Raw genomic sequence first — 14,926 nt, forward strand, 5'->3', positions numbered from 1 at the left:
CGGTGGCCGTGGTCGCCGCGACCGCGCTCGTCGCGGCCGAGGGCACGGCGCCGGACGCGGCGGGCGGCTCGACCGGCGGCGAGCCCGGTGGCCCCGGCGGCACGGATGGCGCGGAGGGCAGCGAGGCGAGCCGCCCTCTCGGCGGGGTGACCTAGAACAGGTTCTAGCCCACGGCCTACAGTGACGCCGACGTCGCCGGCCGAAGGAGCAGCTCGTGGGCACGTATGCAGTCACCGGATCCGCCTCGGGCATGGGCGCCGCCGTCGTCGAGCGCCTCGTGGGCGCCGGTCACGCCGTGATCGGCGTGGACATCAAGGACGCCCACGTCGTCGCCGACCTGGCGACCCCCGCCGGCCGCCGGTCCGCGGCCGACACGGTGCTCGAGCAGTGCGACGGGCGGCTCGACGGCGTCGTACTCGCCGCGGGGGTGGGGCCGCAGCCGGGTCGCGAGCGCCCGCGCCTGATCACGCAGGTGAACTACCTCGGCGTCGTGGAGCTGCTCCAGGCCTGGCGCCCCGCCCTCGCGGCTGCGGATCGCGCCAAGGTCGTGGTCTTCGGCAGCAACTCGAGCACCGTCGTACCCCTCGTGCCGCGGCGTGCGGTCCGCGCCCTGCTCGACGGCGACCCCGACCGCGCCCTGCGGACGCTGCGCCTCTTCGGCCGGAACGCACCCTCCATCGCCTACGCCGCCAGCAAGGTCGCGGTCAGCCGGTGGGTACGACGCCAGGCCGTCACCCCGGACTGGGCCGGCGCCGGCATCCGCCTCAACGCCATCGCGCCCGGAGCCATCCTGACCCCCATGCTGGAGGGCCAGCTCGCGACGCCCTCCGAGGCGCGCGCCATCAAGGCGTTCCCGGTGCCGATCGGCGGCTACGGCGACCCCGGCCACCTCGCCGACTGGGTGGTCTTCATGCTGTCCGACTCCGCCGACTTCCTCTGCGGCAGCGTGGTCTTCGTCGACGGCGGGTCGGACGCCTGGTTCCGGGCCGACGACTGGCCCCGCCCCGTCCCCGCCCGCCGCCTCCGCAGCTACCTCGCCCGGATGAGGTCATTCCACCCCGACCACCCCTGACCCCCCACGAGGTGGCGCGTTTCGGCGCGCGAGGTGGCGCGTTTCGGCGCACGAAGTGGCGCGTTCCGGCGCACGAAGTGGGCCGCTTCGGCGCGCGAAGTGGCGCGTTCCGGCGCACGAGGTGGCGCGTTCCGGCGCACGAAGTGGCGCGTTCCGGCGCACGAGGTGGCGCGTTCCGGCGCACGAGGTGGCGCGTTCCGGTGCACGAGGTGGCGCGTTCGGTGCACGAGGTGGCGCGTTCCGGTGCACGAGGTGGCGCGTTCCGGCGCGAGGCGGCGGGCGCACGAAGTGGCGCGTTCGGGCGCACGAAGTGGGCCGTTTCGGCGCGCGAAGTGGCGGAGAGCGCCGCGACGTCGTACGCGCCGCTGACCACTGGGCTCACCGGTGCTCGTCGTACGCCTGGCTCGCTGGCCTCGAGCACCGGATCCACCTAGCTCACGCGCCGAAACCTCCCCCCTCGCGCGCCGAAACCTCCCCCCTCGCGCGCCGAAACCTCCCCCCTCGCGCGCCGAAACCTCCCACCTCGCGCGCCGAAACCTCCCACCTCGTGTGGCCGAGCACCGGACCAATGCAACGAGTTGCATAGGGCGGAAAGGTGGGGCATGCTGGGGGTGTGGCGTTGGAGCACGCGATCCTGGTCTCGCTGAGCGAGCGGGCGGCGTCGGGGTCGGACCTGACGCGGCGGTTCGACGCCTCCATCGGGTTCTTCTGGACCGCCACGCACCAGCAGATCTACCGGGTGCTGGGGCGGATGGAGACGAGCGGGTGGGTGGTGGCGGAGGTGGTCCCGCAGCCGGACCGCCCCGCCAAGAAGGTGTACGGCGTCACCGCGGCCGGTCGCGCCGAGCTGCGCCGGTGGATCGCCGAGCCGACCCCGCTCGACGCGGTGCGCAGCGACCTCGTGGTCAAGATGCGCGGCGCGTCGGCCGGCGACCGGGCCACCCTCCTCGACGACGTACGACGCCTGCTGGACGAGCACGCGAAGCGCCGCTCCCTGTTCGAGTTCCTCGCGACCCGCGACTTCCCCGACCCGGAGGCCCTCACCGGGGCCGACCTCGACATGTACCTCGTCCTGCGGGGCGGCCTGCTGTTCGAGGAGTACTGGGTGCGCTGGCTCACCGAGTACCTCGACGCGCACACGAAGGAGACCCGATGACCGAGACCGCCCCCTACCCACTGCTCACCTCGCCGGCCACGGTCGGCGGCCTGGAGCTGCAGTCGCGCGCGGTCATGGGCTCGATGCACACCGGCCTGGAGGACCGGCCCTGGCACGTCGACGAGCTCGCGGCCTACTTCGCCGAACGCGCACGCGGCGGGGTGGGGCTGATCGTCACCGGCGGCTACTCCCCCAACGTCCGCGGCTGGCTGCTCCCGTTCGGCTCGCAGATGACCACGCGGCTCAACGCGCACCGGCACCAGCGGGTCACCGACGCGGTCCACGCCGAGGGCGGCCGGATCGCGCTGCAGCTGCTGCACGCCGGCCGCTACGGCTACACCCCGTTCAGCGTCTCGGCGAGCGCGACGAAGTCGCCGATCACGCCGTTCAAGGCCGCGGCGCTCTCGACCGGGGCCGTCGAGCGGACCATCGACGACTTCGTCGCCAGCGCCCGGCTCGCGCAGCGCGCGGGCTACGACGGCGTGGAGATCATGGGCTCCGAGGGCTACCTGATCAACCAGTTCCTGGCCGCCCGCACCAACCACCGCACCGACCGGTGGGGCGGTACGGCGGAGCGGCGGATGCGCTTCCCGGTGGAGATCGTGCGCCGGATCCGTCACGAGCTGCCCGACCTCTTCGTGATGTACCGCATGTCGCTGCTCGACCTGGTGCCGGACGGACAGACCTGGCAGGAGACCGTCGAGCTGGCCCACCGCATCGAGGAGGCCGGCGCGAGCGTCATCAACACCGGCATCGGCTGGCACGAGGCCCGCGTCCCCACCATCGTGACGAGCGTGCCGCGGGCCGCCTGGGTCGACGCCACCCTCCGCCTCCGCGACGTCGTCGGGATCCCGCTCTGCGCCAGCAACCGGATCAACACCCCGGAGGTCGCCGAGTCGGTCCTGGCGCAGGGCATCGACCTGGTCTCGATGGCCCGGCCCTTCCTCGCCGACCCCGACCTCGTCGCCAAGGCCCGCGACGGCCGGGCCGACGAGATCAACACCTGCATCGCCTGCAACCAGGCCTGCCTCGACCACACCTTCCAGGCCAAGCGCGCCTCCTGCCTGGTCAACCCGCGTGCCTGCCACGAGACCACGCTGGTCGTCGGGCCGACCCGCACGGCCAAGCGGGTCGCGGTCGTCGGCGGCGGCCCGGCCGGGCTCTCGGCCGCCGTCACCGCGGCCGAGCGTGGCCACAGCGTCACCCTCTTCGAGGCGTCGGACCAGATCGGCGGCCAGTTCCGGCTCGCGATGCAGATCCCCGGCAAGGAGGAGTTCGCCGAGACGCTGCGCTACTACCGCCGCCGGATGGAGGTGCTCGGCGTCAACGTCAAGCTCTCCGCCCGCGCCACGGCCGAGACCCTCGACGGGTTCGACGCGGTCGTGGTGGCGACCGGCGTCGAGCCACGCATCCCGTCCGTGCCCGGCATCCAGCATCCCCAGCACCCGAAGGTCGTCTCCTACCCCGACGCGATCACCGGTCGCGTCGACGTGGGGCAGCGGGTCGCGGTGATCGGCGCGGGCGGGATCGGCTTCGACGTCGCCGAGCTGCTGGCGCACGTGCCCGAGACGCTGGCGGAGTGGAAGGCGCACTGGGGCGTCACCGACCCCGACCTCGTCCCCGGCGGAGTCACCGACAAGGCGCCCCGCCCGGCCCGCCGCGAGGTGTGGCTGCTGCAGCGCAAGGAGGCACCGCAGGGCAGGGGCCTCGGCAAGACCAGCGGCTGGGTGCACCGCGCCGTGGTGAAGGACCTCGGCGTCCACCAGCTCAGCGGCGTCGGCTACGAGCGCGTCGACGACGACGGGCTGCACGTCACCGTCGACGGCGTCCCGCGGGTGCTCGACGTCGACCATGTCGTCGTCTGCGCCGGCCAGGAGTCCGTCCGCAGCCTGTACGACGACCTGGTGGCCGCCGGCTTCCCCGGCGCCGTACACCTCATCGGCGGGGCCGACGTGGCGGCCGAGCTGGACGCTAAGCGGGCGATCCGGCAGGGCACCGAGCTGGCGGCCGCGCTGTGAGCGCCTTCCGCGCCGCGGTCGAGGCCGGCGACGTCGCGGCCGCGGTGGCGACGCTCGCCGACGACGTGGTCTTCCGCAGCCCGGTCGCCCACCGGCCCTACGAGGGCAGGGCGATCACCGCCGCCATCCTCGCCAACGTCTTCGAGGTCTTCGCCGACTTCCGCTACGTGCGCGAGCTTCGCGACGACGCCGGCCACGCCCTGGTCTTCGAGGCGTCCGTGGACGGTCTCCAGCTCACCGGGTGCGACTTCATCGAGCTCGACGAGGACGGGCTGGTCGCGGAGCTGACGGTGATGGTCCGGCCGCTGCGCGCGGCCGAGGCCCTGGCCGCGGCGATGGGCGCCCGGTTCGACCGGATCGTCCGGATGGCCGCCGAGGGCTCGATCGACGTCTGAGCCGGACCGGGGCTCAGTCGACGGGCTCGAACTGACCCGTCCGGGTGACCCGCAGCAGCGGGCCGATCCCGGCGACGAGGAACAGGCCTCCCGCCAGCAGGTAGGTGCTGACCAGCCGGTCGTCCCCGACCAGGCGGTGCGCGACGAGCGAGAGGGAGAACGCCACCGCCGCGACGACCAGGTTGAGCAGCGCCCGGCGCTTGCCCTTGGCGAGGTCCTCCGGCGTGAGGTAGGGGCCGAACGGGTCGGGCTTGCTGCCGGTGCTGGTGCTGGTGCGCATGGGGACCTACTGATCGGGCGGAGGCGGTCGTCGTCAGGCGACGAGCGTAGGCGCCGACCCGGGTCGCCGTCCGGCGTTTGCGGACCACGGCGTCACCGGCGCCGGAGGAAGTACGCGCCCAGCGCCCCGGCCAGCGTCGCGAAGACGGCCACCGAGAAGACGACCAGTCCCACCTCGACCAGCCGCTCCCAGCCCTCGGCCGACGCCAGCGGCTCCCCCGCCACCGCGGCCAACGTGGTGGCGTGGAGCGCGTCGCCGTACCTCTCATAGCTGCCGAGCTGGTGGAGCAGCTGGCTGCTGCTCAGGATCACGATGCCGGTCAGCACGGCGAGCCACGCGATCCGGTTGCCGAGCAGCCGTTGCGCCGAGCGCGAGGACCGCACCGCCGAGGACAGCACCCGCCCGCTGCGAGCGATCCGCACCACCCGGACCAGCCGGAGGAACCGGAGGAACGGCAGCACCAGGAAGACCAGTTGCCACCAGTTGCGCCGGAGAAAGCGGCTCGTGCTCGGGGCCACCACCAGGCGCGCCGCGAACTCCGCGGCGAACACCGCCCACAGCACCCAGTTGGCGACCGTGAGCCCCGTGCTCAGCGCGGACCCCGGCCGGGCGACGACGTCGGCGAGCACGACGAGGAGGAAGAGCACACCGAGCGCGCTCATGATCGGCGTGAGCCGGTCGAGCAGCTCCTCGGCCCACGCCTCCCGCTCCTCCGCGCGCTCGTCGAGGACGCTCATCGCGGCCCCCTCGTCGCGAGCTGTTCGTGGCAGGACGTCGTCGCGGGCGCGCGAAGCGGCCCACCGCCGCCTCCCCGTGAGGGAGGAGCTGAGGCGGTGGGCCGCTGACCGGCCGGCCGGGTGGACACGTCTCGGATGCTCGCCGCGGCCGGTCCGGCGTCGGGTCCGTCGGTCAGCTCGACGGTCGACCGGGGTTGATCTCGCCGCGCCAGGCACCGGACTCGATGCCGCGCGACTCGATGAACTCCTTGAACCGCTCCAGGTCGCCCTCCGTGCGCTTGTCGACGATGTTGAGCGCGTCGCCGGTCTTCTCGACGATGCCCTCGGGCTCGAACTCCATCCGGAGCGTCACGCGGGTGCCCTTGCCCATGTCCTGGGGCGCGAACGACACGGTTCCGTCGTTGGTCGTGCCGTCGACGGCGCGCCAGGTGATCCGCTCGTCCGGGGTCTGGTCGACGATCTCGGCGTCCCACTCGCGTGCGACGCCGGCGATCTTCGCCTTCCAGTGGAGGTGCTTGTCGTCCAGCTGACGCACCTCCTCGACCCCCTCCATGAACTGCGGGAACGTCTCGAACTGCGTCCACTGGTCGTACGCCGTGCGGACGGGAACGTCGACGGTGACGGTCTTCTCGATCGTGGTCATGATCGTTCTCCTCTCGTCGGGTCCAACCCCTGCGGTACCCGTGACGCAGCGCTGAAACCGGCCAGCGCCCCCTGTTCTCGGTCCCGCCGGCCGGTCGGCGCTGGTGAGCTCGTGAGGTCGCCGCCGGTCTCCTGCCGCGAACTCCTCGGAGCGCGCCGCTCGCCGCCGATCGACAGGGAACAGCGGCCTCGCGGGGGCCCGGAGCCACGGGGAGGATCGATGAAGACAGCTGAGCGGTTGGATGCGCGCGTGTGCGACCACGAGGGGGTCCTGCCCGGAGGCCACCTGCCGTCCGACGAGGTGGTCCGGGACATCGCCCGGTCCGAACGGGCCCTCGACGCGCTGCTCGCCCGCGCCCAGCGTGTGCACCGGAGCGACCTCCAGCACGAGCCGACCACCTGCCTGGTCTGCTTCATGGGGGCCTGACCGGCCTCGCCTCAGAGGCCGATCAGGTCGAGGTACGCATCACCGAGGTGGCCGGCGCCGAGGATCGCGGCCCACGCGCCGAGGATCATGAACGGGCCGAACGGCAGGGCACTCCTGCGGCCGGCCCGGCGACCGGCGATCAGCAGCACGCCGGCCAGCGCGCCGAGCAGGAAGCCGAGGAACGCGCCCACCAGCAGCGTGCCCCAGGACAGGTAGGCGGTCATCCCGCCGACCAGGCCGGCCAGCTTGACGTCGCCGAACCCCATGCCGCCCGGCACGGCCAGGGCGACGGCGAGGAAGCAGGCGAACAGCGCCGCGGCGCCGATGCCCGCCCGGACCAGTGACGGACCGTCCGCGTCGAGCGCGAGGAGCCCCCCGAGCAAGCCGTACGACGGCAGCACGATCACGTTCGGCAGGCGACGCACGTCGAGGTCGATCACGGCGAGCACGACGCCGACCGCCGCGAACGCCAGGTAGGCCGGCAGCAGCCACGGCTCGCCGGCGAAGCGGGCCGCGGTCAGGACGAACAGCAGCGCGGTGCCGGCCTCGACGACCGGGTACCGCGGGCTGATCCGCGCGCCGCAGTCGAAGCACCGGCCCCGCAGCACCAGCCACCCCGCGACAGGCACGTTGTGCCGGGCCCGGATGCCGCTCCCGCACGACGGGCACGCCGACGGCGGGCTGACGACGGACTGTCCGAGCGGCACCCGATGGGCGACGACGTTGAGGAACGACCCGACGTTCAGGCCGAGCAGGCCGGCGAACGCGGCGATCAGGGGCACAGGCACGTCGCTCAGCCCTGCTCCGACCAGCTGAGCACCTCGACCCGCCGCCTGCCGGGGACCGGCGCTCCGCTCGCGCCGTACGGCGGGTCGGTGATCATCACCCGCGCGGTGAGGGCGTGGGTCCCGCCCGAGGCGCAGGTGGCCGCCTCGACGCAGACGAAGACCGTCAGGTCCACGACGGTCACCTTGCTGCCGAACCCGACGCCTGCGTCCGGGATGGAGACCAGCGGGTATCCGAAGACCTGCGGCGGCTGCGCCTTGAACGCCACCCCCAGGGCCACCAGACCCCAGCGGAAGGCGACGAGCGCCTGGTCGTCCGACCCGGGGACGAGGTTGACGTAGCCCCTCGGTGCGAAGGTCGATCCCTGGACGACGAACTTGCCCTGGAAGTTGCCGCCCGGCGCGTCCACGAAGGTCACGTCGGACGTCGCTCGCAGCGACGGCGGCACATAGCTGACCGAGAGCGTCACGGCGTCGATGGTCAGGGTGTCGTTCTTCGCCGCCCCGACCAGGCGCAGCTGCAGCGTCGGCTTGCTGGCGTCGAGGGCGCCGCCCTCGAGCTGGTCGCGGAGCTGTGCGGCGACGTCGGCGGTGCCCCACCCGGAGGCATCCGGCGGCGTCACCGGCACGTTCGCCGGCAGCTGGTCGCGGACCGCGACCGTGAGCGGCTTGCCGCTGACCTTGGCGTACTTCACGCGGACCTGCGCCGCGGTGATGTCGGAGCCCGCGGGGATGCCGGACAGGCCCGGGAAGTCCCTCAGGTCGAGGCCTGCTTCGTTGTTGCCGTTGCTCGCGATGGTCCAGGTCAGGCTGGACGAGTCCGGGGCGGCGACGGCGTCCCGGACGGTGGCGGTCGCGGGCGTGATGCTGGCCGGGTTGAACTTGCCTCCTGTCGCGACCGAAGCCGTGCCCGCGCTCCGGTCGGCGAGCGACGTCTCGGGCTCCGTGGCGCCGGCCTGCTGCTGGTAGAGGGTCATCGGCGGCTCACCGCCGTTGGAGGGGCCGCAGAGCTCGACCTTGGCGCGGTCGGTCAGCACGATCCGGCTGGTCCCGCCGAAGACGAACTGCACGCCGGCGACCGGCGCGTTGGTGATCGGGCTCAGGCACGCCCCGGGGATGGTGCCGCCGGTCGACTGGCCACCGACCACGTTCGTGTCGATCCGCCAGGCGTTGAGGCCGCCGTGCTGCTCGTCGCGGAAGTCGAAGTAGTACGCGCCGCTCGCGAAGTGAGCCGTCGCGCATGCGTTGACGGCGTCGCTGAGCTCCTTGGCGTTGTTGTAGAAGCCCGGCTGGAAGCTGCAGCCCATGGCGTCAGCGTCGCGGTACGGCGGCACCGAGGTCAGCGGGGACGGCGGCGTCGCCGGCGTCGGCACCTTGCCGGGCGCGTTGCACACCTTCTCGCTGCCGACGACCAGACCGGTGCAGGTGCCCTCGGCCCAGACGTAGCCGTCGGTGACCAGGGCACCGTTGTCGACGTCGATGAACGACTCGGACGCGACGCCGCCGCGCATCGGCATCGGGGCCTGGTTGCCCTCACCGAGCGGTTTGAGCGTGATGCCCTGCAGCGCGCCGGAGGTGCCGACCGTGGTCAGGGCGCGGGCGAAGGCGTCGGTCGGGTCGGGGTCCTCCACCCCGACGCCGCTGCCGGGGCCGAAGATCCCGGTGCCCGGCACGACCGCGCACTCGACGCGCGCCGAGGTGTCGGCCGTCTGGCTGCCGCTGCGGGGGTAGAGGTTCTTCAGCTCCAGGGTGTTGTCCGGCGCCGTCCCCTCGGCGCCGAAGCAGCCGGTGCCGTCGGCGTTGTTGGTGAAGACCCAGTCACCCCAGATCCCGGGGAACGACGGCGTCGTCCACCCGGGCGCGTCGCTGCCCAGACGGAGGTCGTTGATCGCCACCTTGGCCGCTGCGTCCGCGGCGTACGACGTCCCGGCGACGCCGCGCAGCGCGACGGTCGCGCGGAAGTTGGTCCAGCCGTGGGTCAGCACGACGCCGGTCACCAGCGCCACCGTGGTGATGATGACGAGGGCGATCACGAGCATGGCACCGGTCTCCTCGCGGAGCCGGCGCACGCCCGAGGTCACCCTCGTCCAGGTCGCTCTCATCCTTGCCTCCGGTCCGCGGTGACCGTCGTCTGGTAGCCGGGACTGTCGGGGTTGTCGGCGTCGCGCACGGTGAACCTCATCGAGACCCGGTTGGGCGGCGACGCGGCGGTGCAGGAGGTGTCGCAGGAGACGACGGGCGCCCCCGCCAGGTGGTGAGCGACGGTGTGGGGCGCGTCGGCCACTCCGTTGCGGCAGCGGACCCGCTGCAGCACCCGCCCCTCGGTCCCGGCGCGGAGCACGTAGGCCACCTCGTGCGGCTCGCTGTGCCAGGCGTCGGCGGGTGCGGTGACCGCGGCGGGGAACTCGTCCCACGCGAACGCCACGACGACCGCCCCGACGCCGTCCCCGCAGCCACCGGGACCCGCGGTGCCGACGAACACCGACTGGGAGACGGTGAACGAGCCCGCGGACAGCGACCGCCGGCCCAGGCTGCTCACGTCGCTCTGCCAGTAGGTGGAGATGAACTGCTGGTCCGTCGACTCGCTGAGCCGGGCACGGGTGTCGTTGGTCGTCCTCAGGTACTGCAGCACCACGCCGAAGAGCGCCGCCGAGATCACTCCGAGGATCGCGACGGTCACGATCATCTCCACGAGGGTGAACCCGTCGTCGCTCCGGATCCGCCGGAGGCGGTCGCCGATCAGGCGCACGGGTCGGCCCCCACGGTCGTGGCGCCACCGTTGCACGGCCGCCGGAGGACGACGGTCAGCGTCTCGTCGGCCCGGTGCGCCGCGTCCCCGGTGGTCGTCACCACGAGGTCCAGCCGCTGGATGCCGTCAGCCGTGCAGCTCCCCCACGCGGTGCCGTTCCACGAGCGGACCGCCGTCACCGATGGCGTGTAGCCGGCGGGAAGGTCCGGCACGGTGACCGCCGCGTAGGTCGCGGCCGCCGAGCTGCACGCCCGGTAGCCGTTGGCGTCGACGTAGTTCTGGATCGCCTCGGCGAAGCTGCGCACGTAGGCGCCGCCGGTCGCCTCGTTGCGCTGGACGTCGGAGGTCCGCACGCTCACCAGAAGCCCGGTGAGGATCGCCACCCCTGCCACGCCGAGGATCGCGAGCGCGACGACCAGCTCGACGAGGGTCTCGCCCCGCTCGTCGCGCCACCGGTCGCCGGCCGCCATCAGATCTCGACCTGCTGGAAGATGCCGTACATCGCCGACACCAGGGCGATCGCGACGAAGCCGACGATCGCCCCCATCACGATGATCACGACCGGCTCGATCAACGCCGTCAGCTTGGCGATCTTGTAGTCGAGCTCGGTCTCGTAGTACTCGGCGGTGACCTCCAGCTGCGAGTCCAGCGAGCCGGTGTCCTCCCCCACCCGGAGCATCTGCGTCGCCGTCCCCGGGAACAGCCGGGTGCGGGCCAGCGGGGCAGCGATGCCCTGGCCCTCGAGCATCGCCTCGTTGACCTCGGCGAGGCGCCGGATGAAGACCCGGTTGCGCAGCGACTCGGTCGTCACGGCGAGCGCCTCGGTCAGGTTGACGCCGGCACCCACCATCGAGGCGAGCACCCGGCAGAACCGCTCGACGAGCGCGTACCTGATCGTCTCGCCGAGCACCGGCACCTTCAGGAGCAGGGCGTCGCGGGCGTACCTGCCCCGCTCGAAGCGGGTGACCAGCAGCCCCAGCAGCACGAGTCCCCCCAGTGCCGCGGCGATCGCCCACCACCAGGCACCGAGGAAGTCGGTCCCGGCCAGCAGGATCCGGGTGGGCAGCGGCAGCTCGGCGTCGAGGTCGGCGAAGAAGTCCTCGAACTTCGGGAGCACGTAGATGGCCAGCACGAGCACGGTCGCCACCGACATGCCCGCCACGACCATCGGATACATCAGTGCGGACTTGATCTTGCGTCGCGCCTCCAGGTCGCGCTCGATGTAGCGGGAGAGCCGCGCCAGCACGGTGTCGAGCTCGCCGGTCAGCTCGGCCGAGCGCACGATGCCGCGGTAGAAGGGCGGAAAGACCTTGGGGAACCGGTCGAGGCAGTCGGAGAACCGCTCCCCCGTGCGCAGCCCGTCCTCGATCTCGTTCATCATCCGGCGCACCGAGGAGTTCTCGCTCTCGGCGCCGATCGTGTGGACCGCGTCGAGGATCGGCAGCCCGGCGCGGAGGAACGCCGCGATCTGCCGGGACAGGTGCATGACCTCCTCGCGCCTGATCCGGGGGCCGGAGATCTCGTACTGCAGGACGCTCTTCTTCTCCCTGACCCGCAGGTCACGCAGCTCGCGCTGGTAGAGCGCGACCTCTGCGTCGCCCCGGCTGCTCGCCTTCTCCGTGCCCTTGACCGGCCTGCCCTCGAGCGTCGTCCCGACATAGGCAAACTTCGGCATGGTCAGACTCCTGCGACGTAGATCGAGCGCATCACTTCGGCGGCGGTCGTGGTGCCGTCCTGCACCAGCCGCACGGCCTGCTCCTGGAGGGTGCGCATGCCCTGGGTGCGGGCGAGCTTGCGCATCTGGTCGTGGGGGGCGCGGTCGACGATCAGCTCCCGCACCTCGTCGGTGACCACGAGCAGCTCGTAGACGCCGATCCGCTCCATGTAGCCGGTGTGGGCGCAGAAGTGGCAGCCCACGCCGTGGACGAACCCGTCTGTAGGCTCCTCCGCCCCGAAGGTGCGGAGGAACCCGAGCTCCTCCGGTGACGGCTCGTAGCGCTCGAGGCACGACGTGCAGCTGCGGCGCACCAGGCGCTGGGCCACCACGGCGGTGACCGACGAGGCGATGAGGAACGACTCGATCCCCATGTCCAGCAGCCGGTAGAGCGCCGACACGGCCTCAGTGGCGTGCAGGGAGGACAGCACGAGGTGGCCGGTCAGCGCGGACTGTACGGCGATCCGCGCGGTGTCGACGTCGCGGATCTCGCCGACCAGGATCACGTCCGGGTCCTGGCGCAGGATCGACTTGAGGCCGCCGGCGAAGGTGATGCCGGCCTGCTCGTTGATCTGGATCTGGTTGATCGAGTCGAAGGTGTACTCGACCGGGTCCTCGATCGTCATCAGGTTGCGCTCGGGACTGTTCAGCTCGCCGAGGGACGCGTAGAGGGTGGTCGTCTTGCCGCCGCCCGTCGGACCGGCGCAGATCACCATGCCATAGGGCGAGTGGATCAGCGATGCGAAGCGGTCCGCCGTGTCGGCGGGCATGCCGAGCTGGCGGAGCTCGAAGAGGGGGCGACTCTTGTCGAGCAGCCGCATCACCACCTTCTCCCCGCCCACCACGGCGGTCGTCGCGACGCGGATGTCGACGTCGCGGCCCTCCACGTCGAGGCTGATCTGGCCGTCCTGCGGCCGCCGGCGCTCGACGATGTTCATGCCGCCGAGGATCTTGACCCGGCTCACGATCGCCGGGCCGATGGAGGCCGGCAGGTCGAGCACGTCGGTGAGCGCCCCGTCGATGCGGTAGCGCACGCGGACCCGCTCCCCGGTGGGCTCGATGTGAATGTCCGAGGCGCGGTCGCGCAGCCCCTGGGTGATGATCTTCTGCACCACCTGGACCACCGGTGCCTCCTCGTTGACCGTGGTCGTCTCGAGGCGGGCGGCCTCGCGACGCAGGCCGTCCCGCGCCTCGAAGGCCTCGATGTGGCTGCCGACCTCGCGGGTGGCGCGGTAGGCGGTGTCGAGTGCCCGGTCGAGCGCGCGACGCGTGGTCACCACCGCACGGGCCGGCCGGCCCAACGCTTCACTGACGGCCGCGAGGTGCTCGGGAGAGGGGTCGACGACGGCGACGACCACGGCGTCGTCATGGACGGCGACCGGCAGGGCCAGGAGCGACCGGGCGCGGGGCCGGTCGAGCAGCGACGCCGCGTCCGCGTCGAGCTCGGCGCGGCGGAAGTCGAGGCGGTCACACCCGTAGTGCCGGGCGAGGGTGTCGGCGAGTGCGTCGTCGGAGACGACGCCCGCCGCCACCAGCCGGTCGGCCAGGCCGGCTGGCTGCGACGGACCCTCGCCGGCCCGCGCGGCGTCGAGCTGGTAGGGCTCGACGACGCGGGCAGCGACCAGCACCGCGGCGAGCCGGTCGTCGGCGTCGACGGGGGACGGCGCCGGCGCCGGCTCCGCGGCACGCCTGCGGGCGAGCCTCATCGCCGCGCTCCCACCGGCGCGGCGACGCCGGCGCCCAGCCGCGGCCGGACCTCGACGTCCTTGGGGTAGAGGCTCCGGGCCAGCGCGTCCTCCTCGCTGACGGCGCCAGCCTGGACCAGGTGGGAGAGCGACTGCTCGAGGGTGACCATGCCGTCCCGCGCGCCGGTGACCAGCGAGTTGCGCAGCTGGTGGGTCTTGCCCTCCTTGATCAGGTTGCGTACGGCGGGCGTCGCGACGAGCACCTCGTGCGCCGCCACCATGCCGCCGCCGACCCGTGGGACCAGCCGCTGGTAGACGACGCAGCTCAGCGCGGCCGCGAGCTGCACCCGGATCTGGGCCTGCTGCTCGGCCGGGAACACGTCGATCATCCGGCCCAGCGACTGCGCGGTGTCGTTGGTGTGGAGGGTGGCGAAGACCAGGTGCCCGGTCTCGGCGACGGTGAGGGCGAACTGGATCGACTCCAGGTCGCGCATCTCGCCGACGAGGAGGACGTCGGGGTCCTCGCGCAGGACCGAGCGGAGCGCGTCGTGGAAGCTGTCGGTGTCGGTGCCGACCTCGCGCTGGTTGACCGCGGCGCGCTGGTGGTCGTGGACGTACTCGATCGGGTCCTCGACGGTGATGATGTGGCAGCCGCGGCTCCGGTTGATCAACCCGATCAGCGAGGCGAGCGTGGTCGACTTGCCCGAGCCGGTCGGGCCGGTCATCAGGATCAGGCCCTGGTGGCGGAGCGCCAGGTCGCGCAGCACCGGCGGCAGGCCGATCTGGTCCGGCGTCGGGATCGTGCGCGGGATCATCCGCAGAGCGACCGCGGTCAGCCCGCGCTGGGTGAACGCGTTGCCGCGGATCCGGGCGTGCTCGCGCCAGGAGAACGAGAAGTCGTACTCCTGGCGCCCCTCCCAGGCCGCCCACTGGTCGGGCGTCAGCACCTCGCCCACCAGGGCGTCGGTGTCGTCGGCGGTGAGCACCGGCTCGCCGGCGACCGGCGTCAGGTCGCCGTCGACGCGGATCATCGGCGGCAGGCCGACGGTCAGCAGCAGGTCGGTGCCCTGCGCGCCCCAGAGCACGGCGAGCAGCCGGTCGACGCGGTCACCGATGAGGTGCAACTGCGCAGGCATAGGTCGAGCCCTCCGATAGTCCGCGTGGAGGGGCGCCCGCTCGGCGGGCCCCCCCAGGTAGTGAGCGGGGCGTCGCCCGGCGGCGCCCGCGCCCTTGGCCCCCAGCTAAAAAGGGAAGGGGTGGGGGGGG

The 14,926-nt window shown here is 72.7% G+C and carries 15 protein-coding genes; 5 read left to right on the top strand and 10 right to left on the bottom strand.

Features of this window, described 5'->3' with window-relative positions; translation table 11 throughout:
- The first annotated feature begins 214 nt into the window (after positions 1 to 214).
- The 4 genes from ACPOLA_RS18680 (at position 215) to ACPOLA_RS18695 (ending at position 4,641) form a co-directional block, all read left to right on the top strand.
- On the top strand, positions 215 to 1,072 hold the full coding sequence (locus tag ACPOLA_RS18680) for an SDR family oxidoreductase (protein ID WP_435772015.1): 858 nt from the start codon (positions 215 to 217) through the stop codon (positions 1,070 to 1,072).
- 613 nt (positions 1,073 to 1,685) lie between these two features.
- Entirely contained in the window at positions 1,686 to 2,228 is a 543-nt protein-coding gene (locus tag ACPOLA_RS18685) for a PadR family transcriptional regulator (protein ID WP_435772016.1), read from the top strand.
- Complete coding sequence (locus ACPOLA_RS18690) at positions 2,225 to 4,246, top strand: 2,4-dienoyl-CoA reductase FMN-binding domain-containing protein (RefSeq protein ID WP_435772017.1); 2,022 nt, start codon at positions 2,225 to 2,227, stop codon at positions 4,244 to 4,246. The genes ACPOLA_RS18685 and ACPOLA_RS18690 overlap by 4 nt, the downstream gene beginning before the upstream one ends.
- Entirely contained in the window at positions 4,243 to 4,641 is a 399-nt protein-coding gene (locus ACPOLA_RS18695; RefSeq protein ID WP_435772018.1) for a nuclear transport factor 2 family protein, read from the top strand. The genes ACPOLA_RS18690 and ACPOLA_RS18695 overlap by 4 nt, the downstream gene beginning before the upstream one ends.
- A 13-nt stretch (positions 4,642 to 4,654) precedes the next feature.
- Here ACPOLA_RS18695 and ACPOLA_RS18700 read toward each other — a convergent pair whose 3' ends face one another.
- The 3 genes from ACPOLA_RS18700 to ACPOLA_RS18710 form a co-directional block, all read right to left on the bottom strand.
- A complete protein-coding gene (locus ACPOLA_RS18700) occupies positions 4,655 to 4,921 on the bottom strand; it encodes a hypothetical protein (RefSeq protein WP_435772019.1) in 267 nt (88 codons plus the stop codon).
- Between the two features lie 92 nt (positions 4,922 to 5,013).
- Positions 5,014 to 5,658 carry a hypothetical protein gene (locus tag ACPOLA_RS18705; protein WP_435772020.1) on the bottom strand — a complete coding sequence of 215 codons (645 nt, stop codon included), beginning with the start codon at positions 5,656 to 5,658 and terminating at the stop codon, positions 5,014 to 5,016.
- A 172-nt stretch (positions 5,659 to 5,830) separates the two neighbouring features.
- A complete protein-coding gene (locus ACPOLA_RS18710; protein WP_435772021.1) occupies positions 5,831 to 6,301 on the bottom strand; it encodes an SRPBCC family protein in 471 nt (156 codons plus the stop codon).
- 219 nt (positions 6,302 to 6,520) lie between these two features.
- Here ACPOLA_RS18710 and ACPOLA_RS18715 point away from each other — a divergent pair, with 219 nt between their 5' ends.
- Positions 6,521 to 6,727 (top strand): hypothetical protein, encoded by a 207-nt coding sequence (locus ACPOLA_RS18715; RefSeq protein WP_435772022.1) that lies wholly within the window; start codon positions 6,521 to 6,523, stop codon positions 6,725 to 6,727.
- Between the two features lie 11 nt (positions 6,728 to 6,738).
- On the opposite strand, the gene ACPOLA_RS18720 is transcribed toward ACPOLA_RS18715, so the two are convergent.
- Genes ACPOLA_RS18720 through ACPOLA_RS18750 form a run of 7 tightly spaced genes read right to left on the bottom strand, consistent with a single transcriptional unit; the run spans position 6,739 to position 14,796 of the window.
- Positions 6,739 to 7,515, bottom strand: a complete 777-nt coding sequence (locus ACPOLA_RS18720; RefSeq protein ID WP_435772023.1) for a prepilin peptidase — start codon at positions 7,513 to 7,515, stop codon at positions 6,739 to 6,741.
- A gap of 5 nt (positions 7,516 to 7,520) precedes the next feature.
- The gene (locus ACPOLA_RS18725; RefSeq protein WP_435772024.1) at positions 7,521 to 9,614 is read right to left on the bottom strand and encodes a hypothetical protein; all 2,094 of its coding nucleotides are present in this window, start codon (positions 9,612 to 9,614) and stop codon (positions 7,521 to 7,523) included.
- Positions 9,611 to 10,261 (bottom strand): type II secretion system protein, encoded by a 651-nt coding sequence (locus ACPOLA_RS18730; RefSeq protein WP_435772025.1) that lies wholly within the window; start codon positions 10,259 to 10,261, stop codon positions 9,611 to 9,613. The genes ACPOLA_RS18725 and ACPOLA_RS18730 overlap by 4 nt, the downstream gene beginning before the upstream one ends.
- Positions 10,252 to 10,731 (bottom strand): prepilin-type N-terminal cleavage/methylation domain-containing protein, encoded by a 480-nt coding sequence (locus tag ACPOLA_RS18735; protein ID WP_435772026.1) that lies wholly within the window; start codon positions 10,729 to 10,731, stop codon positions 10,252 to 10,254. The genes ACPOLA_RS18730 and ACPOLA_RS18735 overlap by 10 nt, the downstream gene beginning before the upstream one ends.
- Complete coding sequence (locus ACPOLA_RS18740) at positions 10,731 to 11,936, bottom strand: type II secretion system F family protein (RefSeq protein ID WP_435772027.1); 1,206 nt, start codon at positions 11,934 to 11,936, stop codon at positions 10,731 to 10,733. The genes ACPOLA_RS18735 and ACPOLA_RS18740 overlap by 1 nt, the downstream gene beginning before the upstream one ends.
- Before the next feature lie 2 nt (positions 11,937 to 11,938).
- Entirely contained in the window at positions 11,939 to 13,681 is a 1,743-nt protein-coding gene (locus ACPOLA_RS18745; RefSeq protein ID WP_435772028.1) for a GspE/PulE family protein, read from the bottom strand.
- Positions 13,678 to 14,796 carry a type IV pilus twitching motility protein PilT gene (locus ACPOLA_RS18750; RefSeq protein WP_435772029.1) on the bottom strand — a complete coding sequence of 373 codons (1,119 nt, stop codon included), beginning with the start codon at positions 14,794 to 14,796 and terminating at the stop codon, positions 13,678 to 13,680. Before ACPOLA_RS18750 ends, ACPOLA_RS18745 begins: the two co-directional genes overlap by 4 nt.
- Positions 14,797 to 14,926: the final 130 nt, after the last annotated feature.

The organism is Nocardioides proteolyticus, assembly GCF_051280635.3.
Taxonomy (GTDB): Bacteria; Actinomycetota; Actinomycetes; order Propionibacteriales; family Nocardioidaceae; genus Nocardioides.